We start from the raw sequence: 25,238 nt of genomic DNA, 5'->3' as shown, positions 1-25,238 counted from the left end.
GGACGCCCCGGCCGGTCAGGCGCCGACCTTCTGCTGGACCTGAGCCAGCGAGGGGTTGGTCAGGGTGGACCCGTCGGGGAAGAGCACCGTCGGCACGGTCTGATTGCCGTTGTTGGCCTTCTCCACGAAGTCGGCGGACTCCGGGTCGTGTTCGATGTTGATCTCGGTGTACGGGATGCCCGCGCGGTCCATCTGGCCCTTCAGCCGACGGCAGTAGCCACACCACGTGGTGCTGTACATCGTCACGTTTCCCGTCATCGGTCCTGCGCTCCTTCGTGTCCGTTGGTGACAGGGGAACGTGTGGACGGGCCGGACCATTCCCGGACGCGGGAGAGTCGTGAGTGTCGTATGACGATCCGGCTCCGGCTGTGGACAACCGTCACGCCCGCCTCGTACGACCTGGCAGCATGGCGGGGTGACAGCAGCAACTGACTCCACTCTCTTCTCCCACGTCGATCAGGACGCGTTCGCGGGTCCGCCGCGCGACGCGGACGCGGTGCTGGAAGGGCTCGACCCGGAGCAGCGTGAGGTGGCGACGGCGCTGCGCGGCCCCGTGTGCGTGCTGGCCGGCGCGGGCACGGGCAAGACCCGCGCCATCACGCACCGGATCGCGTACGGGGTACGGGCGGGGATCCTGCCGCCCGCCAGTGTGCTCGCCGTCACGTTCACCAGCAGGGCCGCGGGTGAGATGCGCGGGCGGCTGCGGCAGTTGGGGGCGGGGGGCGTCCAGGCCCGTACGTTCCACTCGGCCGCGCTGCGGCAGCTCCAGTTCTTCTGGCCACGCGCGGTCGGCGGCGAGCTGCCAGGGCTGCTGGAGCGCAAGGTGCAGCTCGTCGCGGAGGCCGCGGCCCGCTGCCGGCTCAGGCTGGACCGCAGCGAACTGCGGGACCTCACCGGTGAGATCGAGTGGTCCAAGGTGACGCAGACGGTGCCCGAGGACTATCCGGCGGTGGTGGCCAAGGCCGGCCGGATCCCCCCGCGCGACCCGGCGGAGACCGCCCGGGTCTTCGGGCTCTACGAGCAGCTGAAGCGCGAGCGTTCGGCGATCGACTTCGAGGACGTGCTGCTGCTGACGGTCGGCGTCCTGCAGGACCGTCCGGACATCGCGGAGACGGTCCGCGCCCAGTACCAGCACTTCGTCGTCGACGAGTACCAGGACGTCAGCCCGCTCCAGCAGCGGCTTCTCGAGCTGTGGGTCGGCGACCGGGACAGCCTCTGCGTCGTCGGTGACGCGAGCCAGACGATCTACTCCTTCACAGGCGCCACCCCCGACCACCTTCTCGACTTCCGTGCCCGCCACCCGGACGCCACGCTCGTCAAGCTCGTGCGCGACTACCGCTCGACACCGCAGGTCGTGCATCTCGCGAACGGACTGCTCTCGCAGGCGGCGGGCCGCGCCGCCGAACACCGCCTGGAGCTGATCTCGCAGCGCGAGGCCGGGCCCGAACCGGCGTACACGGAGTACGCGGACGAGCCGTCCGAGGCGGAGGGCACGGCCAAACGCATCCGCGCGCTGATCGACTCGGGCGTTCCTGCCAGCGGGATCGCGGTGCTCTACCGCATCAACGCCCAGTCAGAGATCTACGAACAGGCCCTCGTCGACGCCGGAGTGCCCTATCAACTCCGCGGCGCCGAGCGGTTCTTCGAGCGCCCCGAGGTGCGCGAGGCAGGCGTGGCGCTGCGCAGCGCCGCACGGTTCGGGGGCAACGACAGCCTGCTGGACGGGGCCGTCGGTCTTCCCTCACAGGTGCGGGCCGTCCTCAGCGGCAAGGGCTGGACGGACGAACCACCGGCGGGCTCGGGTGCCGTCCGGGACCGCTGGGAGTCGTTGATGGCCCTGGTGCGGCTCGCCGAGTCCCTCTCGGCAGGGCGCTCCGCGGCGGGCGGCGACGAGCCGACGCTCTCGGACTTCGTCGCGGAGCTGGACGAGCGGGCCAATGCCCAGCACGCGCCCACCGTCGAGGGCGTCACCCTCGCATCGCTCCACTCGGCCAAGGGCCTCGAGTGGGATGCGGTGTTCCTGGTGGGACTCACCGACGGCATGATGCCGATCACCCACGCCAAGAGCGACGCCCAGATCGAGGAGGAGCGCCGGCTGCTCTACGTCGGCGTCACACGGGCCCGCTTCCATCTCAACCTCTCCTGGGCGCTGTCGCGTTCACCCGGCGGGCGCGGCGGGCGCCGCCCGAGCCGGTTCCTCAACGGGCTTCGGCCCGGGTCGACCGCGTCCGGAACGGGGACGGCCGGTGGCCGCGGGGGTATCGAGCGGGGTGGTGCTGCCGGAAGCCGTGGGCGTAAGCGGCGCGGCCCCGTGCGCTGCAGGGTGTGCGGGCGTTCGCTGACGGACCCGGGCGAGATGAAGCTGATGCGCTGCGAGGGCTGCCCGTCGGATCTCGATGAGCAGCTCTACGAGCGGCTGCGCGACTGGCGCTCCGAGCGGGCGAAGCAGCTGGGGCAGCCGGCGTACTGCGTCTTCACCGACAAGACGCTGATGGCGATCGCCGAGACGGTGCCGGGTGACGACGGCGCGCTCGCCTGCATCTCCGGTGTGGGCGCCCGGAAACTGGAGCGTTTCGGGGCGGACGTCCTCGCGCTGTGCGCGGGTGAGGAGTTGGGGTCCACCGCCGAACCCGTGGACGGCGGGACTTCCCGACAGGCAGCTGATGAGGCGGAAGAAGTGCCTCCGGCGCCCTCGTCGGAAGCCGACCCGGAAGGTTTTTCCGAGACGGCGGAAAAATAGTTTGCGCGCGCCGTCCGGAGCCCCATAGCCTTCCGGACGTGGACAGGGCGGGGGCTTTCCGCTCCAACCCATCCATGCTGTACTGACTCTTGCACGTTTGCGGATCGGCTCCGGCTGATCCCCCGAGTCGCCGAGAGGAGGCGAGCCCAGTGATCGACTTCATTAACACCACCAAGATGACCGACCGCTCGGTCGTCGCCTCTTGCCTGCTCGCCTCCCGGATCGATGGCACGCGTCTGTCCCGTGTCGTCCCCGGCGCCGGCGAGCGACCGGCGACGGCACTCGAGGTAGCGGCAGCAGTGGCGCAGGCAGCGGCCTATGCCTTTGCGCTCGCGGCCGCCGGTGCCGGCAACAGCAGCCAGAAGACGAAGCACAACCCGATGTGGGCCTTCCGTGGGCTCGAACCCTGGAGAGATCCAGCCTGATCGGCGAGATCAGGTCGGCACCTTCCAGGGCCGCGGAACCCACACAGGGATCCGCGGCCCTTCTGTTTGCCCCGACCGGCCACGAGCCGGCCGACAACACGACAGACATCAACAGACGAGGAACCCGGCAGTGCACCCCGATACGCACACCCCGTCATCCACGACCGACCTGATGCCGCCCGATGCCACCACGGAGGAACTCGTGACTGCCCCGCTGATCACGCTCACTGAGCTCGACGAAGCCATCGAGCGGCTGGGTGTGACCGTGCCCTGCCGCTCCTACGACCCGGAGGTGTTCTTCGCCGAGGCCCCGGCCGACGTGGAGTACGCCAAGACGCTCTGCCAGACCTGCCCGCTGCGTGAGGCCTGCCTCGCCGGCGCCAAGGACCGTCGTGAGCCCTGGGGCGTCTGGGGAGGCGAGCTGTTCGTCCAGGGCGTGGTTGTGCCCCGGAAGCGTCCCCGTGGCCGTCCGCGCAAGAACCCGGTCACAGCATGAACACCGCAGGCACCATCGACCGCCCGATGACGCGCGATCCCCAGCAGCGTCCCCTTCCGAAGCAGGATCCGACGATGACATCCGACTCCGAGACCCCGAACCACTCCGGAATCGACGCGAACTCCTCGCGCCAGAACAGGACCCGACAAATGCAACTCATGCCAGAATCCCTGGCCCGAGCCCATATGAACGACCGTCTCCACGAGGCCGAGTCAGAACGCAGAGCACTGCGTGTCACCTCGGCCCGCCGCCTCCAGCGCCGCGCGGAACGCGCTTCACTGCGCGCCCGCAGAGCGCTGGCCATGGCGGTCATGCAGTGAACAACCGGGGAGCCGGGGCATACGCCCCGGCTCCCGCCGTTTGCGGCCGGGGCACGCCCGATGCCCCGGCTTGAGCGCTGCGGTACCGGTCGCTAGGCACCTGGTCTTTGTGCACCGGGCCTGTGTGCACTGGGCCTGTGTGCACTGGGCCTGTGTGCACTGGGCCTATGGCACCGGGTTCCCATGGCACCGGGCCCCCTGGGCACCGCACAGGGCCCCGATCGAGGCCCTGTGCACCGGACCTCGATGGAAGGGGCGCCTCGCTGGCGTTGGCCCGTCGCCTGGCCTTGCCGTCCGTCTCGTCAGGCGGAGGCCTCGGCGGCGGTCGGCGAGTCCTCCCCGCCGTCTTCCTCGTCCTGGGTGCCGTCGCCCTGCAGAAGGTCCTCCTGCGTGAAGCCCGGCACCCAGGCTTCCATTTCTTCGCGCATCCGCACTGTCGCCCCCAGCTGGCACAGCACGCCGATGGTGCTCAGCGTCACCCGGTGTATGAGGAGGTAGGCCGGGGGCAGGTTGAGCTGCTTGCCCAACTGGTGCGCCGGAGAGCGGGGGTCGGCGATCCGGGCCGCCTGCTCACGCATCCACCCGCGGTGGAAGTGGAAGCTCTCAGCGCGGGCCGGCTCGATGACGGGCACCAGATAATCCAGCACTGCTGCCGGCTCCAGCTCTATGGAGTCCTTGACGAAGCCCTCCGAGCAGAGCAGTTCATAGACGGCGTCGGCCTCCCCGTCGATGACCATGCGCAACGCCGTACCGATCACGGGCGGCAGCCCTCCGGGGAGCCGGTCCACGGTGCCGAAGTCCATGACGCCGAGCCGCCATTCGCCTTCCCCGACCTCGGCCTCCTCGGCGGGCAGCAGACGGAAGTTCCCCGGGTGCGGGTCCGCGTGCAGCAGCCCCGTGCGGGCGGTGCCGGAACACAGGAAACGAGCAAGCAGCTGCCCCGCGCGGTCCCGTTCCTCCTGGGTTCCATCCGATATGACCTCGGCGAGCGGCACCCCGTCCATCCACTCCGTCACCAGCACTCGCTCGCACTGATGCACCACGTCCGGGATCACGACGTCCGGGTCCTCGGCGAACTCCTCCGCGTAGAGCTTCTGCGCCTGGGACTCCAGGCCGTAGTCCAGCTCCTCGGTGACCCTGTCCCTCAGTTCGGAGACGAGCGGCTTGATGTCCATACCGGGGATGAGTGGCCCCAGCATGCGTACGAACCGGCCGAGCTGAGTGAGGTCCGAGATCAGCGCCTCGCCTGCCCCCGGATACTGCACCTTCACCGCGACCTCGCGCCCGTCGTGCCAGACCGCGTGGTGGACCTGCCCGATCGACGCGGCCGCCGACGGCATGTCGTCGAACTCCTCGAAGAGCTCGAGCCAGTCCTCACCCATCTGTTCGGCCAGCACCTCGTGGACGGTGCTGGTCGGCATCGGGGGTGCGGCTTCCTGGAGCTTGGTGAGCGTCGCTCTGTAGGGCCCCGCTATCTCCTCCGGGAGCGCCGACTCGAAGACCGAGAGCGCCTGCCCGAACTTCATGGCGCCGCCCTTCAGCTCGCCGAGCACCTTGAAGAGCTGCTCGGCGGTGCGCTTCTGAAGGTCGTGCCCGACGAGTTCGGCGGAGAGACCCCCGATCCGCTTGCCGAGACCCCATGCGGAGCGTCCGGCGAACCCCAGCGGCAGTGCGGCCAGTTTGGCTGTACGCGTGACTGCCTTGCGGGGAAGATCAGACATGGGCCCCTCCAACTTCCAGACGGCACTGCCGGAGCGCACCGAGAACGGCGGCCATCAGGCCATTGTGACCTCTTCGACGGCATCCGCCGAGAGCGGGTGATCCGCTGTCACGGAAGAGGCACCGCACGGACACTCGGGATGAGCGGAGAACTGCTCGGTGCTGCCCACGAGATGCGGCAGCGAGAACCGCGTCCGGTATCCCGATGCGCAGGCCCCGTCACCGTCGAGGAAGCTGAGGGCGTAGGAGGCGATGGCACCCGCGACCACCGTCGCCAGCGCCGAGTCGCACGCGGGGACTCCCGACCGCCGTCTCGCCGACATGCGCCACTGTCCCACCACGAGCGGCCAGCTCGGCTCCCGCTCCGCCCGTGCTCGCAGCATGCAGCCGGCGCACGGAGACACCCCGGGCGTGACCAAAGGCCCGACGAAGCCCGTGCTCTCCACGACGCCGCCGTAGAGATGTGGCGTACCAGCCCCGATGAATCCCTCCGCGGCGCCGGGATCCGGCGCGTAGGCGTCGAGGCCGTCCCGCGGCGCGAACACCACGAGCCGAGGAACCGGCCGTGAGCGCGATCGTGGCCTGGAGTTCCACGGCCGCGCACGTGAGACGGCCCGGCGCGCGGCCACGTCGCGCCGCTCTCCGCAGTCGTCCGGGGCGATGGCACCCGGCGCCGTGTCCCAGGGCTCGACCTGGCCGCCGTCCACCACCGCGACCTCCCCCACGCCCGCCGCGGAAAGGACCGACGCGACGAGCGCGCCGACCCTGCCGGCGCCCCGCACCTGAACACTCGCCTCACCGCGGGCCACCAGCCTGCGCAGACCGTCGCCCGGCCGCCGGTGCACGACGGACAGCGAGGCCAGATCCGGCCGGAGCCGGTCGTGCACGCTCGCCGACGCCTCCCGGTCCGCCGTCGCGTCGTCGAGCACCCCGGCCGAGGCGAGCCTGTCGAGGAGTTGTTCCGTGGCGCCCTCGGGCAGCCCCAGCCGGGTTGCTTCCTCCCGCAGCTGCACCAGCGAGCGTGTGCCGTCCATCGACTCCATGAACGCCGCCGTCGTGTTGTCCACCGGCCCGAGCAGCACCGCATGCGCGGGCGCGACGCCGTACTGCACCGTCTGCCTGTCCCGCCATGCCCGCCGAAGCGCCGGCTTGATCATCGGATGCATGCTGCCCCCGGTCCCTCGTGAGTCGTCACTGCCTCGGACAGCATGCGATTGGAGAGCGGGCGGCGCCGAAACTTATCCACAGCCTTGGGAGACAGTCATATGAAGGGAACGGGTATGGGGTGATTGCCTCGAAGCCGTCCGGAGGTGGGACTTCCGCTCCCATCAGCGGGTACGGTTCGATGCGTGTCCGTCGACCCGCTGAACAGCACCAGCCAGCCGGCGGTCGAAGTGCGCCGCAGCGCGCGCCGGAGGCGCACCGTCTCCGCCTACCGCGAGGGCGACCGCACCGTCGTGATGATCCCCGCCCGCATGTCGACGGACGAGGAGCGACGCTGGGTCGACGTCATGCTCGACAAGCTGGCGGCACAGGAGAGCAAGCGCATGCTCGGCGACGCGGAGCTCGCCGAGCGCGCCGCGAGGCTGTCCGAGCAGTACTTCGGCGGCCGGGCCAGGCCGCACACCGTCCGCTGGGTGACGAACCAGAACACCCGGTGGGGCTCCTGCACCCCGGCCGAAGGCAGCATCCGCCTCTCGCACCGGCTGCGCGGCATGCCCGAGTACGTGATCGACTATGTGCTCCTGCACGAACTGGCCCACCTGCTGGTGCCGGGGCACGGTGCACGCTTCTGGGAGCTTCTGGACGCCTACCCCCGCACCGAGCGGGCCCGCGGCTTCCTCGAAGGCGTCGTCGCCGCCGACCGCCTGCCTCATCTCCCCGCCGCTCGCGACGAGGACGAGGAGTAGGACAAAGGGCGCCGGCGCTCTCAGCGCCCTCCGCCTGCGAGCCCTCAGTCCCCGACGAGTGCACGGGCGGACTCGGTGAGCCTCACCACGGACTCGTCGGCGGCCGCCGCCACTTCGTCGTAGCCGTACCAGCGCAGATCCAGCGACTCCTCGCTCACCCGCTCCAGTGCGCCCTCGGGGGCGAGCGCCGCGTACTGCACGTCCAAGTGCCAGGTGCACGGCGTGAGATGGCGGTCGAGACGCAGCGGTCCGCCCGGCAGCAGGGTCAGCCCGTCGATCCCCGACTCCTCCTGTGCCTCGCGCAGCGCGGCCTCGGCCAGAGTGGTGTCCTCCGGTTCGCAATGGCCGCCCATCTGCAGCCACATCTTCAGCTTCCGGTGCAGCGTGAGCAGCACGCGGCCGCCGGCCGGGTCGACCACGAGGGCGCTCGCCGTGAGGTGACCGTCGGAGCACGCCTTCCACATGGCGTCCTCATGGGCCCGGAGGTACGCGAGATAGTCGCGCCGCAGTTCCTCCTGCCCGTCGTCGGTGCCGGGGGACCACTCCGTCAGCGTTCGCGTCGCACTCTCGTGCAGGCTCACAGCTTCTTTCCGCCGTCGTCGCCCTCGCTGCCACCGTCCTCGTCGCCGTCACCGCGGGTCTCGCCCTCGCCGCCGGCGCGGGACTGGTCCTCGCCGCCGGCGCGGCCGGTGCCCGAGTCCTCCGCCGCGGCGTCGCCCAGCAGCGACTCGAGCTCCGAGAAGTCGGCGTTCTCGCGGTGGACGAAGCCGTCCGGGTCGTCCAGATCGTCAGCCGTCGGCAGCATGTCGGGGTGGGCCCACAGTCCGTCACGGCCGTCGGTGCCGCGAGCGTCCGTCAGCGACGCCCACAGCCGCGAGGCGTCACGGAGCCTGCGCGGACGCAGCTCGAGCCCGATCAGCGTGGCGAAGGTCTGTTCCGCGGGGCCGCCGGACGCACGGCGGCGGCGCAGCGTCTCGCGCAGCGCGGAGGCGGAGGGCAGGTGCGGCTCGGCCGCGGCATGCACGACCGCGTCGACCCAGCCCTCGACCAGTGCCAGAGCCGTCTCCAGCCGCGCCTTGGCGGCGCGCTGCTCCGGGGTGTCCTCCGGCTGGAACATGCCCTGCTGAAGGGCCTGCTGAAGTTCCTCCGGGTTCTGCGGGTCGAACTGTCCGACGACGTCCTCGAGCTTGGAGGTGTCGACCTTGATCCCGCGTGCGTATCCGTCCACCGCGCCGAACAGATGCGAGCGCAGCCACGGGACGTGCATGAAGAGGCGCTGGTGAGCGGCCTCCCGCAGCGCCAGATACAGGCGTACCTCTTCCTGCGGCACGCCGAGGCCCTCGCCGAGCGCGGACATGTTCGTCGGCAGGAGCGCGGCCTTTCCGTCCGGCCCGAGCGGCAGGCCGATGTCGGACGAACCGACCACCTCGCCGGCCAGGACGCCCAGCGCCTGCCCGATCTGCGTACCGAACATGGCGCCGCCCATGGAACGCATCATTCCGAGGAGCGGGCCCGCCATGGCTTGCATCTCCTCGGGCAGGACCTCGCCCATCGCCGCGCCGACGCGCTCCGCGACGGGGTCGACCAGGTCCTTCCACACGGGCAGCGTGTTCTCCACCCACTCCGCACGGCTCCACGCCTCAGCCGTGGTCGACCCGGAGGGCAGCGACGTCACACCGTCCAGCCAAAGGTCCGCCAGGCGCACGGCCTCCTCGACGGCCGCCCGGTCCTTGGGGCCGATGCTGGCGTCCTTGGTGCCTGTTCCCTGGCCGCCCTGGCCTTCGGCACCGGAGCCGCTTCCGGGGACCCCGGCGGCGACCGTCTGCCGGGCGATGTCCTTGGCCATGTCCCAGTTCACGGGGCCGCCCTCGAACGAGAGCATCTGGCCCAGCTTCTGGAAGGCCGCACCCAGGTCGTTCGGGTCCATGCCTCCCTGACCGCCGCCGAGCGAACCGAACATCGCCGCCAGCGGATTGTCAGCCGCGGACCCGCCGGCGCCCCCGCCGAAGCCGAAGGGGTTCGGAGTGTTTCCCTGGCCGCTCCGGTCGCCCTGGCCGCCCTGGCCCGCGCCGTCGCCCTTCTTCTTGCCCTCGTCCCCGTCTTCGGGCTCCTCGGGAGGTACGCCGAATCCGAATGGGGTGTCACTCACGGGTTTCCTCGGCTCTGTCGTATGGGTCTCGTGGGTCTTCGTACGGTCGTGCGGGTCTCGCGGGAGGGTGCGCCGGTGCGTCGGCGGCCTGCTCGCAGGGACCGGTGCGTGGACTACGTTGGACTGTCTCGACTGGTCGAAGTGGACCAATCGGGACACGGGCGAGCCTGCTCAGGTGTCACAGGCTCCACCTCCAGCCTAGACACGTGTCAGGCAGGATGGAGCTTGCGCACCTCCTACCAGAAACAACCGCTGGAGACGACTGGTGAGTTCCTCCGACAGCAACGTTCGCGCAGCGCGAACCCCGACCGTCGCCGTCACGGGTGCCGCGTCAGGAGTGGGCGCGCTGCTGACGGAGCGGCTCGCGGCATCGGAGGAGATCAAGAGCGTCATCGCGCTGGACGAGCGCCGCGGCGAGGTGAGCGAGGCCCAGTGGCACACCCTCGACGTGCGTGATCCGGCGATCGCCGACCGTCTGCGCAACGAGGGCGATCCCGTGGACGTCGTCGTGCATCTGGCCCTCGACCTGGACCTGGAGACGGACCCCACGGCCCGTACCGCGCTCAACGTCCGCGGGACGCAGACCGTGCTGACAGCGGCGGCGGCAGCGGGCGTCCCCCGCGTCATCCTGTGCACCTCGACGATGGTCTACGGGGCTCTGCCGGACAACGACGTCCCGCTCTCCGAGGACGCCGAGCTGCGGGCGACCGCCGAGGCCACCGCCGTCGGTGACCTCCTGGAGATCGAACGGCTCGCACGCCGGGCGCCCCGGGCCCATCCGGGGCTCAACGTGACGGTCGTGCGCCCCTCGGTGCTCGTGGGCGCGGGCATGGACACCGCGCTGACCCGCTACTTCGAGTCGCCCCGGCTGCTGGTCGTTGCCGATTCCCGCCCCTGCTGGCAGTTCTGCCACGTCGAGGACCTGGTGAGCGCGCTGGAGTTCGCCGTACTGGAGAAGGCGGATGGCGAGATGGCCGTCGGTTGCGACGGCTGGCTCGAGCAGGAGGAGGTCGAGGAGCTCACCGGCATCCGCCGCATGGAGCTGCCGTCAGCCGTAGCACTCGGGGCGGCCTCACGGCTGCACCGGCTGGGCCTGACGCCCTCGCCGGCGGGCGACCTCGCCTACACGATGCACCCGTGGGTCGTCTCCGGCGCCCGCCTGCACGACGCGGGCTGGCGGCCCCGCTGGACGAACGAAGAGGTGCTCGCGGAGTTGCTGGAGGAGGTCGCCGGCCGTCACACGCTGGCAGGCCGCAGGCTCGGTCGTACGGAGGCCGCGACCGCCGCGGGCGCGGGTGCGACGGTGGCACTCCTGGGCACGGCGGCACTGGTGCGCAGGGCACGCAAGCGCCGCGGCCTGTAGCGGCGGGCGAGGCAGAGGCAGTTCCCTCGGTGCCGGGCGTGGGGCAGCATGTGGCCATGGCACAGAAACACGAACACCCCGGCGAGCGGGCGGCCGCCGATCCCATCAGGCTGCTCGGCATCCGCGACGCGCCCCTCTCCGTCGACGAGGTGTTCAGGGCCGTCGGTGACGACTCCTCGGGCGGCACCGCGCTCTTCGTGGGCACGGTGCGTGATCACGACGGCGGCGCGGACGTCACTCGTCTGGGGTACTCGTCGCATCCCACGGCAGAGGCCGAGTTGCGACGGGTGGCGGAGAAGACCGCCGCCGACTTCCCGGTCCGGGCACTCGCGGCCGTCCACCGGGTCGGCGAGCTGACCATCGGCGACCTGGCAGTGATCGTGGCAGTCTCCTGCCCTCACCGTGCGGAGGCGTTCGCCGCCTGCCACCGCCTCGTCGACGACCTGAAGCGCGAGGTCCCCATCTGGAAGCACCAGATCTTCGCGGACGGGACAGAAGAGTGGGTGGGCGCATAGCGCCGTCGGTCGACACCTCTGACGACAGGGCGGTTCGCGCGGCGCGGTGACCGTCCGGCCGATGGGCGGGTCGGCGTAGCGGCGTCACCGGGGGAGGCGACCGGCGCACCCGTACGGTGCACATTCCGGTTGCGGAACCGGATCCCGGGAAAGAGCGTTGTCATGCCGGGAGTTAATCTGCTCATCGGCCGTTCTGCCCGGCAGGACTCGGTCGGACAGCGTCAAAACAAGGGGTCGGGAGGTCATCATGGCGGCACTCTCCTGGTTGCTGATTCCGATCATGGCTGCGGTCGCTGCCGGTGTCTGGGGCAGCTGGGCCAGTCGGCGTCGGACGGGCATCCCGGATTCCGCGGGCGTCGCCGGCTACGAACGATTCCGCGCGGCGATGGAACGCTCGCGCGTGGATGAGACCGCCGGGGGATTCCGTACGGAAGCTCCCGCGGAGCCCGTTGTGACTGCTGCCGCGCAGGCCACGGATCGTTCCGCCCGCACGGCGGACTGAGGGTCCCTTCCCGTACTGTCGTGCCATGCCACGACGCACCGCGACGATGCTCGCGTCCACGCTGCTTCTCATAGCGATGCTCTGTGCCGGGCTGCTGATCAAGGTGCCTTACGCAGAGATGTCGCCCGGGCCCACCGTCAACACGCTCGGTGAGCACGACGGGGACCCGGTGCTCAACATCAAGGAGCACAGGACGTACGAGACGTCGGGCCATCTGAACATGACGACGGTCCGCGTCACCGGCGCCGACTACCGGATGAATCTTCTGGAGGCCGTCGGCGGCTGGCTGCAGCACGACAGCGCGGTGGTTCCGCATTCGACGCTCTACCCGGAGAACAAGTCCGCCAAGGAGGTCGACCAGCAGAACGCGGAGGAGTTCAGCGCCTCGCAGGAGAGCGCGAAGGTCTCGGCGCTGAGGGAGCTGGGGATCCGGGTGCCCACCCACATCATCGTCGGGTCCGTCGTGAAGGGCGGGGCCTCGGAGGGCAAGCTCCACGCCGGCGATCTCATCCGCACCGTCGACGGCAAGGCGGTCAAGGACCCCAAGGGCGTCGCGGACATCGTCACCAAGCACAAGCCGGGGGAGAAGGTGCGCTTCACGATCATCCCGGCCGCGGACGTCAAGGCGGCCCAGAAGGCGGGGAAGAAGCCCTCGACGCGGGACGCGCGTCAGGTGGTCGTCGGCACCAAAAAGGCAGGGGATGACGGGCGAGCGATAGTCGGCATCCAGCCCGCGGCCGGTCACACCTTCCCGTTCGACATCGACATCAAGCTCGCCGACGTCGGCGGTCCCAGCGCGGGGCTGATGTTCTCGCTCGGGATAGTCGACAAGCTGACCCGCGAGGACCTCACCGGCGGCTCATTCATCGCGGGCACCGGCACCATCGACGACAAGGGCAAGGTCGGAGCCATCGGCGGCATCCAGATGAAGACCGTCGCCGCACGCGCCAAGGGTGCCAAGTACTTCCTGACGCCGTCTGCCAACTGCCCGGCAGCTGCCAAGGACAAGCCTGCCGGCCTCACCCTCGTGAAGACGGGCACCATGCACGACGCCATGAACGCGCTGAAGAAGATCCGCGACGACGACACGGCCGCCCTCCCGCGCTGCAAGGCGAGCTGACGGCCTCGGTTCTCGTCCCCGGCAGGGCCGCTTCCCCAGGTCACAGCACTGCGGAGCGGCCCTCGTCGATCACTCCTCGAACGTCGCCGCCAGCGCGTCGGCCAGCCCCGGCACCAGGCCCGCCCCCGTCAGCACCTCCGTCGAGTCGTCCTTCGAGCGCAGGCGCAGAGCCGATTCACGCGTGCCGTCCCGCAGCACGGCGACCGTGAGCCGCACCTCCTGACGTTCGGGGTGCTCGGCCACCCACTCCGCGAGCTCGTCCTCGGCCCCCTCCCGCTGGAGACTTTCGGGCACCGCTTCCTCCGCGGACTGCGGCAGCATCAGGCGCTCGACGGTCATCGCGCAGCCCGTGACGGCCTCGGGCCAGGCGATCGTCGCCAGGAACTCATCGAGGGGAGCGCCCGTGGGCAGCTCGTCCTGCTCGACGGGCGTGAGCGCGGAGGCCACCTGGCCGGAGTCGTCGAAACCGAGCTGACCTGCGAGTTCGGGCTCTTCCGCGCGCAGCCGGGCGGTGTCGACCAGGGCGAACAGCCGGCTCGGCTGGTCCCAGCCAAGACCTGCCGCGTACTCGTCGAGTTCCAGCACCGCTCGGGTGAGCGGGTCGGAGGCCAGGGGCGTGCCGTCGGTGGGGAGGTTGTCCATGGGTATATCGTGCCCGCTTCCACCCCGGGATCGGGAACTGGGTAAAGCTTCGTTAAGTTGCATGAGTGGGCTTACGATGCTGGGCCCTTCTTGTCACAGCGATCTTCGAGGTGCGCACCTTGGCTTTCCAGATGCCGGACCGCGGTTCAGGCGGTCCCTCCGGGCCACGGATCAGAGTGGGGCGGCCGTCCAGGCGCGCCCGTACGCTGCTGATGACCGTTGGCGTGCTGGCGGTGCTCGCCATGCTCTTCGTCATGTTCGCGGGGTTCTGGACCGACTGGCTCTGGTATCGCTCGGTCAAGTACAGCGCGGTCTTCACCAAGACGCTGTGGACAAAGGTCGGCATGTTCGCCGTCTTCGGTCTGCTGATGTCCGCGGCCGTCGGGCTCAACGTCTGGATCGCGCACCGCATGCGGCCGCCGCTCAGCGCCATGTCGCTGGAGCAGCAGAGCCTCGACCGCTACCGGATGAGCATCGCCCCGTACAAGAAGTGGGTGCTGCTCGGCGTGACGGCTCTGGTCGGGCTGATCGCCGGCGCCTCGGCGGCCGGGCAGTGGCGCACGTGGCTGCTGTGGATCAACTCCGTGCCGTTCGGCAAGACGGACCCGCAGTTCGGCAAGGACATCTCGTTCTACGCCTTCGACCTGCCCTGGTACCGCTTCCTGCTCGCCTTCGGCTTCGCCGCGGTGGTCCTGTCGCTGATCGCATCCGCGCTGGTGCACTACCTCTACGGCGGCCTGCGCGTGACCACTCCGGGTGCTCGCGCGACGGCGCAGGCCACGGGCCATCTGTCCGTGCTGCTGGGCTTCTTCGTCGCCCTCAAGGCCGTGGCCTACTGGCTGGACAGGTACGGACTGGCCGTGAAGTCCGGTGACTTCAAGGCGACGGACAACTGGACGGGTCTGAAGTTCGTCGACGCGAACGCCTACCTCCCGGCCAAGACCATCCTCTTCTGCATCGCGATCATCTGCGCCCTGCTCTTCTTCGCGACCATCTGGCGCCGCACCTGGCAGCTTCCCGTGATCGGCTTCGGCCTCATGGTCCTCTCGGCGATCCTGATCGGCGGCCTGTACCCGGCGATAGTCCAGAAGTTCCAGGTCCAGCCGAACGAGCAGGCCAAGGAGACGCCGTACATCAAGAAGAACATCAAGGCCACGCGTGAGGCCTACGGCATCGACGACTCACAGGTGAAGGACTACTCGGGCACGAGCAAGGCGGGCAAGCAGCAGCTGCGCGACGCCGCAGCGACCACGGCGAGCACGCGTCTTCTCGACCCGAACGTCGTCTCCCCGACGTTCCAGCAGAAGCAGCAGGTCAGGGGCTACTACCAGTTCCCCGCCGTGCTCGACGTGGACCGCTACAAGAACAAGGACGGCAAGGAGCAGGACACCGTCGTCGGTCTGCGCGAGATCAACACGGACGGCATCCCCGAGCAGAACTGGATCAACGAGCACTTCAAGTACACCCACGGCTACGGCATGGTCGCGGCCAAGGGCACCACGGTCGACAAGGACGGCGCACCGTCCTTCACCGAGCAGGACCTTCCGCCCAAGGGCGACAAGGGCAAGTACGAGGGTCGCGTCTACTACGGCGAGAAGACCAACCAGTACTCGATCGTCGGCGGTCCGCAGAAGGAGCTGGACTACGCGGACGACAAGGGCGAGAAGACGTACACGTACAAGGGCAAGAGCGGGGTCAACCTCGCCAACCCGGTCAACCGTGCCGCGTACGCCGTGAACTTCAACGAGCCGCAGATCCTCTACTCCGGAGCGATCGGCGAGGGCTCCCGGATCCTCTACAACCGGACGCCGAAGGAGCGCGTCGAGGCCGTCGCGCCGTGGCTGACGATCGACGGCGACCCCTACCCGGCCGTCGTCAACGGCCGGATCAAGTGGATCATCGACGCCTACACGACGTCGGACAACTACCCGTACTCCTCACGTACGACCCTCGGCGACACCACGGAGGACTCGCTGACGGACGGTCAGCGCGCGGTGGTCGCCCGGCAGAACCGCGTCAACTACATCCGCAACTCGGTCAAGGCGACGGTCGACGCCTACAGCGGCGACGTGAAGATGTACCAGTGGGACAAGAAGGACCCGGTCCTGAAGACCTGGATGAAGGCCTTCCCCGGCACGGTCAAGCCGAAGAGCGCGATCGGCAGCCAGCTGATGGACCATCTGCGGTATCCGCAGGACCTGTTCAAGGTCCAGCGCGAGCTGCTGACCCGGTACCACGTCACGTCGCCGTCGCAGTTCTACAGCGGCAGTGAGCGCTGGCAGATCCCCGACGACCCGACGCACAAGGGCAACGCGGTACCGCCGTACTACCTGAGTCTTCAGATGCCGGACGAGAAGAAGCAGGCGTTCTCGCTCACCACGACGTTCAATCCCAACAAGCGGGAGACGCTGGGCGCGTTCATGTCCATCGAGGCGGATCCGCGCAGTCCGGGATACGGCAAGATCAAGATGCTGAGGCTGCCGTCCAACACGACCGTGTCCGGCCCCTCGCAGGTGCAGAGCAAGTTCAACTCCGATCCCAGCATCGCCGAGTCCCTCAACCTCCTGAAGCGGGGTGACTCGGAGGTCGAGTACGGCAACCTCCTGACGGTGCCTCTCGAGGGCGGTCTGCTCTACGTCGAGCCGGTGTATGTGCGCGGTGCCGGCACCAACTACCCGCGCATGCGGAAGGTTCTGGTCACCTACGGCGAACGCATCGCCTTCGAGAACACCTTGGACCAGGCCCTCGACAAGGTCTTCGACGCCAAGGGCGACCCCGGGGCGTCCGATCCTGGCGAGCAGCCGGAGGAGCCGCCGGCGTCCGGTGACGCATCGGTGCGCGAGGCCCTGAGGAACGTTCAGGACGCGTACGACGCCGGCCAGGACGCGCTGGAGAAGGGCGACTGGAAGGCGTACGGCAAGGCGCAGGACGACCTCAGGGACGCCATCAAGGAGGCGCAGGACGCCGAGAAGGACGCCGAAGAGGGCGCCAAGAAGGAGTAGTTGAGCGCACCCGGGCGGCCCCACCGCCCGGGTGCGGAGCACTCCGTACCGTGGTGTAGAGTTGTCACACAACGGCGCGGGGTGGAGCAGCTCGGTAGCTCGCTGGGCTCATAACCCAGAGGTCGCAGGTTCAAATCCTGTCCCCGCTACTGAAGTCGAAGGGCCCGGATCCTCAAGGATCCGGGCCCTTCGCATGTGTCAACGCATCACACCTCAATCCCCTTTCGTGGCAGACGGTTTGAGGTGTCTCTCTGTCGGGAAGTCGACAAACCTCTGAATTGACCTCACCCGGTGGTGGTATTCCAGGTGTACGTGCGTTGCGGGTGGTGCGAACATGGGCTTCATGGGGGACAAAGTGAGACTGGAGGCTCCGCCGGGTACCGGTACGGCGCCGGCGGACGTTGACAGCGGGGCGGGAGATGTCGACAACGTCGGCGAACTGAGCGTGCTCGGCGCTCGGTTGCTCCGCCGCGGCGATCTCGACGGTGCGGAGGCACCGCTGCGGGCGGCCACCGCTGCGGGTGACCGTGCGGCGGCAAACAACCTGGGCGTTCTGCTCCACCAGCGGGGCCGCACCGACGAGGCCGCGGGCTGGTGGCGCGTCGCCGCCGTCGCCGGATCGGCCGCGGCGGCTCACGCCCTCGGCAGGCATCACCGTGAGCGTGGGGGCGAGGCCGCAGCGCACTACTGGCTCCTGCACGCCGCCGAGTGCGGGCACGCGCTGGGTGCGTACGCCCTGGCGGATCTGCTCGACCACCGTGGTGAGGAAGGCGCGGAGGCCTGGTTCCGTGCCGCCGCCGAACAGGGCCACCGTGAGGCCGCGTACCGGCTCGCGCAGATCATCAGCACCCGCGGGGCCGACGTCACCGGTGAAGGTGAGGACGACGACGAGGCCGTGGAGGCCGTCGAGCGCGAGGCCGAGCAGTGGTACCGGCAGGCCGCCGCCCGCGGTCACCGCCGCGCCGCGCTCCGGCTCGGCGCGATCCTGGAGCGCCGCGGCGAACTGAAGGAGGCGGGCCGCTGGTACCTCACGTCCGCGAAGGAAGGCGAGCCGCGCGCCGCGTGTGCGCTGGGCTTCCTGCTGCGGGACGCGGGGGACGAGGAGAGCGCGGCGGTCTGGTGGCGCCGTGCCGCCGAGGACGGGGACGGCAACGCCGCGAACGCGCTGGGTGCCCTCCACGCCGACCGCGGTGAGCGTCAGGCCGCGGAGCGCTGGTACCGCGTGGCGCTCGATGCGGGCTGTGACAACGGCGCGTTCAACCTCGGGCTGCTCTGCGCGGCGCAGGGCCGCACGGCGCAGGCCGAGCAGTGGTACCGCCGTGCCGCGTACGCCGGTCACCGTGAGGCCGCCAACGCGCTCGCGGTGCTGCTGCTGCAGCGCGGTGACGCGGACGGCGCCGAGCCCTGGTTCTCCAAGGCGGCGGAGGCCGGCAGCGTCGACGCCGCGTTCAACCTGGGCATCCTGCACGTCGGCCGTGGCGATCACCGTACGGCGCGTGTCTGGTACGCGCGGGCCGCGTCGGCGGGGCACGCGGAGGCCGCGCTGCAGGTCGGCATCGCTCTGCTGAGGGAGGGCGACGAGCAGGGGGCGGAGCGCCGGCTGCGCTGCGCCGCCGGTGCCGGCAGCGTGGAGGGCGCTTTCCGGCTCGCCGTGCTCCTGGAGCGCCGTGGCCCGCAGGAGGCGGACTCGACGGGTGCGACCGCGTCCGTGAGCAGCCGCGACGAGCACGAGGAGTGGTACGAGCGCGCGGCCGAGCAGGGTCACCGGCGTGCACAGGTGCGCTTCGGCATGTGCCTGGCGGCGCGGGGCGAGATCGTCGACGCCGCGCGCTGGTACCGGTCCGCGGCGGAGGCGGGCAGCCCCAACGGGGCGTTCAACCTGGGGCTGTTGCTGGCCCGCGAGGGCAGCGAGCCGGAGGCGGCGCTGTGGTGGACCCGTGCCGCCGAGGCGGGGCACGGGCGCGCGGCGCTGCGTCTCGCACTGCTGAGCGCACGCCGGGGCGAGCTCGAGACGGGGCAGCACTGGTGCGCACGCGCGGTCGAGCTGGGCCCGTCCGAGGTGGCCGCGCGCGCGGCCAAACTGCACGACGCCCTGCACTCGGAGCTCACGGCCTGACGTCCGGCCGGCCCCGTCCGGGGCGGGTGGTCCGTACGGTCCGGCCGGGCCGCATCGCGTTCACGCGCGGGCCCGGCCGGGCTGTACAGAGGCGATTTGCGCTGGTCGTCGGCGCAGGGTTAGAGTTGCGGCACAACGGCGCGGGGTGGAGCAGCTCGGTAGCTCGCTGGGCTCATAACCCAGAGGTCGCAGGTTCAAATCCTGTCCCCGCTACTGAAGTCGAAGGGCCCGGATCCTCAAGGATCCGGGCCCTTCGCATGTCTCGCGCTATGGCCGAGTGGCCGGTTCACGGCCCGATGGGACCGTGACGGAGCGACGTGTCAGCCGGCGGCGCACTGGGGGCAGGTGCCCCGGTAGGTGATCGTGGCGTCCGAGATCGTGAACCCGTAGCGCTCCGTCTCGGGAAGGCCGGCCAGCGGGTCGCCGGACGGGTGCACGTCGCGGATCGTGCCGCACTTCGAGCAGACCAAGTGCTGATGTGAATGGCGGGCGTTGGGGTCGTACCGCTTCGCGCGGCCGTCGGTGCTGACCTCGATCACCTCGCCGATGGAGACGAGCTCGCTCAGCGTGTTGTAGACGGTGGCACGCGCGATCTCCGGCAGGCGTACGGCAGCGCGTGCGTGCACCTCGTCGGCCGTGTAGTGCACGTGGTCGCCGTCCAGGACCTCGGCCACGACTCGCCGCTGCGCGGTCAGCCGCCAGCCCCGGTCACGGAGTCGTTCCAGCAGGTCGCTCATACGTCAACCCTAGCAGCGCTGGGGTCCGGGAAAAGAACCCGTATGGACTTCGTCAAGTTCTTGACTTGGACAATGTCCAATGTAGGATCTGTTCAAGCTCGACGCAGGTCTCGGGTGAGGACGTCGTCCAGCGCGCCATCGAGAACTTCCGCAAGGCGGACGAGGGCTACGGCAAGCGGCTGGAGGCCGCGGTTCAGGCCCTGCGCGGCTGATCCGGCAGCTCGCCGTAAGAACCCGGAGGGACCGTGCCGTCGCACGGTCCCTCCGGTGTTGCTCAGATGGGTGAGGCCCGCGCCGCCGCGTTCGCTGCCGCGCGGGCGTCCTGCTCACACGCCCACTGCTCCCACGGTCTCGGCTCTTCCGGTCCAGCAGCGCACGATGTCCCGCACGGACACGATGCCGACGGCCTCCTGTTCGTGCATCACGATCAGATGGCGGAACCCGCCGTGGGTCATGGCTTCCGACGCCTGCTCCAGCGTCCACTCCTCCGTGGCGAAGACGACGTCGGTCGTGGTGTGGGACTGCGCCGTCTCCTGGTCGGGATCCTGGCCCGCGCCGAGGGAGTTGAGGATGTCGCGCTCGGTGAGGATTCCGAGCCCGCTGGTGTCGGGGTCGAAGACCACGGCTGCGCCGACCCGACGGGCCGACATCAGCGTGGCGGCCTGGCGGAGTGTGTGGGCGGGACCGATGGTGAGAACGACCGTGGTCATTGCTTCTCGGACGAGGGTGGGCATGTGCGTGGTCCACCTCCTTGGCGAAACCTCTCCACTTCGAGAAGAGATTCACAAGGTCACAAGCTTACGGAGTTTCATGTTCACATGGCTCCGGGACCACAACAAGGGCACGTACCCGGACAGACAGGGCGCGTGTTTCCCCCATCGCGCCTCGCGTGTCCCGCGTACGTCTACGCGGTCAGATAGGTGAGCACTTCCTCGTGCAGCAGGCCGTTGGAGGCGAGGGCGTTCCCGCTGTGCGGGCCGTCCCTGCCGTCGAGGCCCGTGAACGTGCCGCCCGCCTCCTGCACGATGATCGCGGGTGCCGCCATGTCCCACAGCGACAGCTCCGGCTCGGCGCACGCGTCCACCGAACCCTCGGCCACCATCATGTACGGCCAGAAGTCCCCGTACCCCCGCGTGCGCCAGCAGTCGCGGGTCAGCTCGAGGAAGCCCGGGAACATGCCGCGCTCCTCCCAGCCGTGCAGCGAGGAGTACGCGAAGGAGGCGTCCCGTACGGACTCCACCCGGGAGACCTGGAGGCGCGAGGCCTGCGACAGGCTGCGTCCGGTGTAGGCGCCGCCGCCCTTCGCCGCCCACCATCGCCGGTTGAGAGCGGGGGCCGAGACCAGACCCACCACCGGCTGATCGCCGCCCTCGCCCAGCTCGGTCAGGGCGATCAAGGTCGCCCAGACGGGGACTCCGCGGACGTAGTTCTTCGTTCCGTCGATGGGATCGATGACCCAGCGCCGGGAGCCGTGCCCCTCCGTGCCGAACTCCTCGCCGAGCACGGCGTCCCGCGGGCGCGTCCGCTTGAGCGAGGTACGGATCAGCTCCTCGGCAGCCTTGTCGGCCTCGCTGACCGGCGTCAGGTCCGGTTTGGTCTCGACCTTGAGATCGAGAGCCTTGAACCGCTCCATCGTCGTGGCGTCCGCGGCGTCGGCCAGGACGTGGGCGAGACGCAGATCATCGTGGTAGTCCGGCATGTGTGAACAGTATCGACCAGCCGGATAGCCAGCCACAGGGCAGTGGCGGCGGGAAGCCATGCGAGTGTGTCCGTTCGCGCCGGGGGGTGGTGCCGGAGGCACCATGGGAGGACGGATGGCACCCGGTGTGCCTGCGTCGTGTGCGGGGAGTGCGCCCGCTGTCTTGACAGGAGTTGGCGACGCGTCAATTCTGTCCCGCACCCCAGCCGCCGGGTTCGGAGGCACGATGCCTACTGCACGCGAGACCTTGCTGGAAGCCGCACACACGGCCGTCGGCACACAGCCATGGACAGGAGTGCGGATGGTGGACGTCGCCACCGCAGCAGGCGTGTCCCGGCAGACGCTCTACAACGAGTTCGGGACGAAGGAGGGCCTTGGGGCCGCCCTGGTGAACCGGCTGGTCGACGGCTTCGTCGAGGGAGCGGTGCGCGCGGCGGCCGAAGGGAGCCGCGGCGGCGCCGACCCGGTGGCCTCCTTCGCTGCGGCTGCCGCCTGGATGCTGCGGACCGCCCGTGACGAACCCATCGTCCGTGCGGCGCTCACGGGATGTTGGGGCACGCCGATGCCGCTGCCCGCCGCCGACGCCGCGACCGTCGACGCCGCGGGCGCGCCCGCCGTACACCCCGGCGAACCGGGGGCGCTGGCCGCCACGTTGTGCAAGCGCATGATGGAGGGATTCTCCCCGAACGGTTCCTCCGGACGGCTGGGCCTGGCATGTGAGGCGGGAATCCGGATCGCGCTGTCGTTCGTGGTCGCGCCTTCCTCGGAGCGGCGCGACGAGGACGCGGTGGGCCAGATCCGCGAGGTGGTACGGGCACTGCTCGCGCAGCCGCGTTGAATCAGCGACGCCGCGGCCTCGAAAGGGTCCGGCTCAGTGCGCCGCTCCCGAGAGCTGAAGGCCCACCAGCCCGATGACGACCAGCGAGATCGAGACCAGCTTCAGCGCGGAGACGACGTCGCCGAGGAAGAGCATCCCGTACACGGCCGTGCCGGCGGCTCCGATGCCCGTCCAGACCGCGTAGGCGGGGCCGACCTCGAGGCGCTTCAGCGAGAGCGTCAGCAGTCCGAAGCTGCCGAGCGCGAAGACGCAGAAGGCGACGGTGGGCCACAGCCGGGTGAAGCCGTGGGAGAGCTTGAGGCAGACCGCGAACCCGGTCTCCAGGAACCCGGCGACGATGACCAGCAGCCACGCTGCCATGTGGAATGCCTCCGTGCGTGCGTGTCTGCGTGCCTGGCGTGGTCCGGGCGTGGGCGGCGTACTTCCGGGCGATTATGCCCGTGTATGGCCGTTGTGCGCTGATCAGTCGTCTTCGCGCAGTTCACGCGTCGCCAGCAGCCTGCGCAGGGAGTGAAGCCGCTGCGGGTCGGCGTGGCCGTCCGAGACCCACTGGTCGAGGGCGCAGTCCGGCTCGTCGTGGCTGCACGCGCGCGGGCACTCGGCGGTGCCCGGTTCGAGGTCGGGGAAGGCGCCGATGACGCGCGACGCGTCGACGTGGTGCAGCCCGAAGGAGCGCACGCCCGGGGTGTCGATCACCCAGCTCCCCTCTTCCCGGAGCGGCAGGGCAAGCGCGGATGTCGTGGTGTGGCGGCCGCGCCCCGTCACCGCGTTGACGTGTCCGGTGGTGCGCCGCCGTTCCTCGGGAACGAGGGCGTTCACCAGGGTGGTCTTGCCGACGCCGCTGTGCCCGACGAACACGGTGACCCGCCCGTAGAGCGACTCCCGCACGCGTTCCGCCGCCTCGCCGTCGGCCAGTTCGGCGCGGTTCGTGACGACGTGCGGCACGCCGAGCGGCGTGTACTTCTCCAACAGCGGTTCGGCCGGGGCGAGATCGGACTTGGTCAGTACGAGCAGCGGATCCAGCCCGGCGTCGAAGGCGGCGACCAGACAGCGGTCGATCAGCCGGGGGCGTGGTTCCGGATCGGCGAGCGCGGTGACGATGGCCAGCTGGTCCGCGTTGGCGACGACGACACGTTCGTACGGGTCGTTGTCGTCGGCGGTGCGCCGCAGCACGGACGTGCGCTTCTCGACGCGGACGATGCGCGCGAGGGTGTCCTTGGCGCCGGACAGATCGCCGACGACGGCCACTTCGTCCCCGACGACCACGCCCTTGCGGCCGAGTTCGCGCGCCTTCATCGCGGTGATCGTGCGGCCTTCGACGAGGCAGGTGAACCGGCCCCTGTCGACGGTGAGCACCATCCCCTGCGACGCGTCCTCGTGCTTGGGGCGGGTGTGCGTGCGCGGACGGCTGCCCTTGCGGTTGGGACGTACGCGGACGTCGTCCTCGTCGGTGTGCTTGCCGTAGCGGCGCATCGCCGGGCCCGTCCTCAGGCGCTCTCTTCGATGCGTGAGCCGCCGCTCGTACCGTTCACGCCGTCCGTGCCGAGCATCCCGGCCCACATGCCGTCGAAGCCGGGGAGGGTCTTGCCCGTGGTGGCGATGTCCTCGACCTTCACGCCCTCGGTCACCAGCCCCAGCAGCGCGGCGGCGGTGGCCAGGCGGTGGTCGTCGTAGGTGTGGAAGACGCCGCCGTGCAGGGGACGCGGGCGGATGCGCAGGCCGTCCTCGGTCTCGGTGACCTGACCGCCGAGACCGTTGATCTCCTTCGTGAGCGCCGCGAGCCGGTCCGTCTCGTGCAGGCGCAGATGGCCGACGCCGCGCAGCACCGACTCCGAATCGGCCAGGGCGGCCACGGCGGCGATGCCGGGCGTGAGCTCACCGACGTCGCTCAGGTCGACGTCGATGCCGTGGATACGGCCGCTTCCGGTGAAGGTCAGCCCGTGCTCGTCCAGCACGCACGAGCCCCCCATCTCGGTGAAGATGCGGCGCAGCGCGTCCCCGGGCTGAGTGGTGTGTTCCGGCCAGTCCGGGACGGTGACCCGGCCGCCCGTGATCAGGGCGGCGGCGAGGAAGGGCTGTGCGTTGGACAGGTCGGGCTCCACGACCAGGTCCCGGCCGAGGAGGGCTCCGGGCGTGACCCGCCAGACGTCGGGCTCGCCGCCGTCCTCGGGCGCGTCGACCTGCGCCCCGGCCTTGCGGAGCATGTCGATCGTCATGCGGATGTGAGGCATGGAGGGAAGAGAGGCGCCGACGTGGCGCACCTCGACGCCCTGGTTGAAGCGCGGCCCGGACAGCAGCAGGGCGCTCACGAACTGACTGGAGGCCGACGCATCGATCTCCACGGCACCGCCGGCGAGGGAACCGGTGCCGTGCACCGTCATCGGCAGGGCTCCCCGGCAGCCGTCGTCGATGCGGGCGCCCAGCACCCGGAGCGCGTCGATGACTCCGTGCAGCGGACGTTCGTACGAGCGCGGGTCGCCGTCGAGACGCACCGGGCCGTCCGCGAGCGCGGCGAGGGGCGGCAGGAACCGCATCACGGTGCCCGCGTTGCCGACGTCGGCGGTGGCGGGACCGCGCAGCGCGGCCGGGATCACGCGCCAGAACTCGCCGGTGCCGTCCGAGCCCACGCCCTCCTCGACGTGCACGCCGAGCGCGCGCAAGGCGTCGGCCATCAGCAGCGTGTCCCGCGAGCGCAGCGGGCGGCGCAGCACACCGGTGTCCGCGGCCAGGGCGGCGAGCACGAGACCGCGGTTGGTGACCGACTTCGAACCGGGGACGGCGACGGTCGCGTCGACGGGTGCTTGTGCGAACGGCGCGGGCCACAGAGGGGCGGAGACGGTCTGCTCGGTCATGACATTCACCTTAGTCGTTCGGCCGGTTCGCCGATCTCGGCGGAATCCCGCGCCGGACCACGTTCCCGCAGGCCTCCGCCGAGGCCCGCCCCA

The 25,238-nt window shown here is 70.1% G+C and carries 25 protein-coding genes and 2 tRNA genes; 15 read left to right on the top strand and 12 right to left on the bottom strand.

What is annotated here, in order from left to right; genetic code table 11:
- Positions 1-15 precede the first annotated feature (15 nt).
- Positions 16-258 carry a mycoredoxin gene (locus G4Z16_RS10170; RefSeq protein ID WP_028434153.1) on the bottom strand — a complete coding sequence of 81 codons (243 nt, stop codon included), beginning with the start codon at positions 256-258 and terminating at the stop codon, positions 16-18.
- Between the two features lie 157 nt (positions 259-415).
- Here G4Z16_RS10170 and G4Z16_RS10165 point away from each other — a divergent pair, with 157 nt between their 5' ends.
- From G4Z16_RS10165 to G4Z16_RS10150, 4 genes are all read left to right on the top strand, one after another.
- A complete protein-coding gene (locus tag G4Z16_RS10165; protein ID WP_197350519.1) occupies positions 416-2,740 on the top strand; it encodes an ATP-dependent DNA helicase UvrD2 in 2,325 nt (774 codons plus the stop codon).
- Positions 2,741-2,889: 149 nt separating this feature from the next.
- The gene (locus tag G4Z16_RS10160; RefSeq protein ID WP_197350518.1) at positions 2,890-3,165 is read left to right on the top strand and encodes a hypothetical protein; all 276 of its coding nucleotides are present in this window, start codon (positions 2,890-2,892) and stop codon (positions 3,163-3,165) included.
- 130 nt (positions 3,166-3,295) lie between these two features.
- The gene (locus tag G4Z16_RS10155) at positions 3,296-3,661 is read left to right on the top strand and encodes a WhiB family transcriptional regulator (RefSeq protein ID WP_281393681.1); all 366 of its coding nucleotides are present in this window, start codon (positions 3,296-3,298) and stop codon (positions 3,659-3,661) included.
- On the top strand, positions 3,658-3,981 hold the full coding sequence (locus tag G4Z16_RS10150; RefSeq protein ID WP_197350517.1) for a hypothetical protein: 324 nt from the start codon (positions 3,658-3,660) through the stop codon (positions 3,979-3,981). Before G4Z16_RS10155 ends, G4Z16_RS10150 begins: the two co-directional genes overlap by 4 nt.
- A gap of 302 nt (positions 3,982-4,283) precedes the next feature.
- On the opposite strand, the gene G4Z16_RS10145 is transcribed toward G4Z16_RS10150, so the two are convergent.
- Together G4Z16_RS10145 and G4Z16_RS10140 are read right to left on the bottom strand one after the other, a co-directional pair.
- On the bottom strand, positions 4,284-5,702 hold the full coding sequence (locus G4Z16_RS10145; RefSeq protein ID WP_197350516.1) for an ABC1 kinase family protein: 1,419 nt from the start codon (positions 5,700-5,702) through the stop codon (positions 4,284-4,286).
- Between the two features lie 54 nt (positions 5,703-5,756).
- Positions 5,757-6,857, bottom strand: coding sequence for a ThiF family adenylyltransferase (locus tag G4Z16_RS10140; RefSeq protein ID WP_246530775.1), 1,101 nt, complete (start codon positions 6,855-6,857; stop codon positions 5,757-5,759).
- A 192-nt stretch (positions 6,858-7,049) separates the two neighbouring features.
- Between G4Z16_RS10140 and G4Z16_RS10135 the strand changes: the two genes are divergently transcribed.
- Positions 7,050-7,610, top strand: coding sequence for a M48 metallopeptidase family protein (locus G4Z16_RS10135; protein ID WP_246530774.1), 561 nt, complete (start codon positions 7,050-7,052; stop codon positions 7,608-7,610).
- A gap of 44 nt (positions 7,611-7,654) precedes the next feature.
- Here G4Z16_RS10135 and G4Z16_RS10130 read toward each other — a convergent pair whose 3' ends face one another.
- Together G4Z16_RS10130 and G4Z16_RS10125 are read right to left on the bottom strand one after the other, a co-directional pair.
- Positions 7,655-8,191, bottom strand: coding sequence for an NUDIX hydrolase (locus G4Z16_RS10130; protein WP_197350513.1), 537 nt, complete (start codon positions 8,189-8,191; stop codon positions 7,655-7,657).
- Positions 8,188-9,759, bottom strand: coding sequence for a zinc-dependent metalloprotease (locus G4Z16_RS10125; protein WP_197350512.1), 1,572 nt, complete (start codon positions 9,757-9,759; stop codon positions 8,188-8,190). The genes G4Z16_RS10130 and G4Z16_RS10125 overlap by 4 nt, the downstream gene beginning before the upstream one ends.
- Positions 9,760-10,024: 265 nt before the next feature.
- On the opposite strand from G4Z16_RS10125, the gene G4Z16_RS10120 reads away from it, so the two are divergent.
- The 4 genes from G4Z16_RS10120 to G4Z16_RS10105 all read left to right on the top strand — a co-directional run bounded on the left by G4Z16_RS10120 (position 10,025) and on the right by G4Z16_RS10105 (position 13,259).
- Positions 10,025-11,122, top strand: coding sequence for an SDR family oxidoreductase (locus G4Z16_RS10120; RefSeq protein WP_028434161.1), 1,098 nt, complete (start codon positions 10,025-10,027; stop codon positions 11,120-11,122).
- 56 nt (positions 11,123-11,178) lie between these two features.
- A complete protein-coding gene (locus G4Z16_RS10115; protein WP_197350511.1) occupies positions 11,179-11,637 on the top strand; it encodes a molybdenum cofactor biosynthesis protein MoaE in 459 nt (152 codons plus the stop codon).
- Between the two features lie 247 nt (positions 11,638-11,884).
- Positions 11,885-12,139, top strand: a complete 255-nt coding sequence (locus G4Z16_RS10110) for a hypothetical protein (protein WP_197355067.1) — start codon at positions 11,885-11,887, stop codon at positions 12,137-12,139.
- A gap of 25 nt (positions 12,140-12,164) precedes the next feature.
- On the top strand, positions 12,165-13,259 hold the full coding sequence (locus G4Z16_RS10105) for a YlbL family protein (RefSeq protein ID WP_197350510.1): 1,095 nt from the start codon (positions 12,165-12,167) through the stop codon (positions 13,257-13,259).
- Between the two features lie 69 nt (positions 13,260-13,328).
- On the opposite strand, the gene G4Z16_RS10100 is transcribed toward G4Z16_RS10105, so the two are convergent.
- Positions 13,329-13,901, bottom strand: a complete 573-nt coding sequence (locus G4Z16_RS10100; RefSeq protein WP_197350509.1) for a PPA1309 family protein — start codon at positions 13,899-13,901, stop codon at positions 13,329-13,331.
- A 131-nt stretch (positions 13,902-14,032) separates the two neighbouring features.
- Between G4Z16_RS10100 and G4Z16_RS10095 the strand changes: the two genes are divergently transcribed.
- The 4 genes from G4Z16_RS10095 (at position 14,033) to G4Z16_RS10080 (ending at position 19,232) form a co-directional block, all read left to right on the top strand.
- Complete coding sequence (locus tag G4Z16_RS10095) at positions 14,033-16,903, top strand: UPF0182 family membrane protein (protein ID WP_197354301.1); 2,871 nt, start codon at positions 14,033-14,035, stop codon at positions 16,901-16,903.
- A gap of 75 nt (positions 16,904-16,978) precedes the next feature.
- A tRNA-Met gene (locus tag G4Z16_RS10090) sits at positions 16,979-17,052 on the top strand.
- 185 nt (positions 17,053-17,237) lie between these two features.
- Complete coding sequence (locus tag G4Z16_RS10085; RefSeq protein WP_197350508.1) at positions 17,238-19,019, top strand: tetratricopeptide repeat protein; 1,782 nt, start codon at positions 17,238-17,240, stop codon at positions 19,017-19,019.
- Between the two features lie 139 nt (positions 19,020-19,158).
- Positions 19,159-19,232: transfer RNA gene (locus G4Z16_RS10080), tRNA-Met, on the top strand.
- Between the two features lie 107 nt (positions 19,233-19,339).
- Here G4Z16_RS10080 and G4Z16_RS10075 read toward each other — a convergent pair.
- A complete protein-coding gene (locus tag G4Z16_RS10075) occupies positions 19,340-19,756 on the bottom strand; it encodes a Fur family transcriptional regulator (protein WP_028434167.1) in 417 nt (138 codons plus the stop codon).
- A 65-nt stretch (positions 19,757-19,821) separates the two neighbouring features.
- Between G4Z16_RS10075 and G4Z16_RS10070 the strand changes: the two genes are divergently transcribed.
- The gene (locus G4Z16_RS10070; protein ID WP_197355066.1) at positions 19,822-19,968 is read left to right on the top strand and encodes a hypothetical protein; all 147 of its coding nucleotides are present in this window, start codon (positions 19,822-19,824) and stop codon (positions 19,966-19,968) included.
- Positions 19,969-20,082: 114 nt separating this feature from the next.
- Here G4Z16_RS10070 and G4Z16_RS10065 read toward each other — a convergent pair whose 3' ends face one another.
- Together G4Z16_RS10065 and hisN are read right to left on the bottom strand one after the other, a co-directional pair.
- Positions 20,083-20,490, bottom strand: a complete 408-nt coding sequence (locus tag G4Z16_RS10065; RefSeq protein ID WP_197350507.1) for a CBS domain-containing protein — start codon at positions 20,488-20,490, stop codon at positions 20,083-20,085.
- A gap of 170 nt (positions 20,491-20,660) precedes the next feature.
- A complete protein-coding gene (gene hisN, locus G4Z16_RS10060; protein WP_197350506.1) occupies positions 20,661-21,455 on the bottom strand; it encodes a histidinol-phosphatase in 795 nt (264 codons plus the stop codon).
- 226 nt (positions 21,456-21,681) lie between these two features.
- Between hisN and G4Z16_RS10055 the strand changes: the two genes are divergently transcribed.
- On the top strand, positions 21,682-22,293 hold the full coding sequence (locus G4Z16_RS10055; protein ID WP_197350505.1) for a TetR/AcrR family transcriptional regulator: 612 nt from the start codon (positions 21,682-21,684) through the stop codon (positions 22,291-22,293).
- 33 nt (positions 22,294-22,326) lie between these two features.
- Here the strand turns inward: G4Z16_RS10055 and G4Z16_RS10050 are convergent, their stop codons facing one another.
- The 3 genes from G4Z16_RS10050 to aroA all read right to left on the bottom strand — a co-directional run bounded on the left by G4Z16_RS10050 (position 22,327) and on the right by aroA (position 25,145).
- Positions 22,327-22,653 carry a DMT family transporter gene (locus G4Z16_RS10050; protein WP_197350504.1) on the bottom strand — a complete coding sequence of 109 codons (327 nt, stop codon included), beginning with the start codon at positions 22,651-22,653 and terminating at the stop codon, positions 22,327-22,329.
- Between the two features lie 102 nt (positions 22,654-22,755).
- Positions 22,756-23,766: a ribosome small subunit-dependent GTPase A gene (rsgA, locus tag G4Z16_RS10045; RefSeq protein ID WP_197350503.1), complete on the bottom strand. Its 1,011-nt coding sequence runs from the start codon at positions 23,764-23,766 to the stop codon at positions 22,756-22,758.
- 14 nt (positions 23,767-23,780) lie between these two features.
- Positions 23,781-25,145 (bottom strand): 3-phosphoshikimate 1-carboxyvinyltransferase, encoded by a 1,365-nt coding sequence (aroA, locus tag G4Z16_RS10040; RefSeq protein WP_197350502.1) that lies wholly within the window; start codon positions 25,143-25,145, stop codon positions 23,781-23,783.
- Between the last annotated feature and the right edge of the window lie 93 nt (positions 25,146-25,238).

Origin of the sequence: Streptomyces bathyalis, assembly GCF_015910445.1 — a bacterium.
GTDB classification, from domain to species: Bacteria; Actinomycetota; Actinomycetes; order Streptomycetales; family Streptomycetaceae; genus Streptomyces; species Streptomyces bathyalis.
Note: the sequence above shows the minus strand (reverse complement) of the source record. Positions and strands in the feature narration are given on the sequence as shown.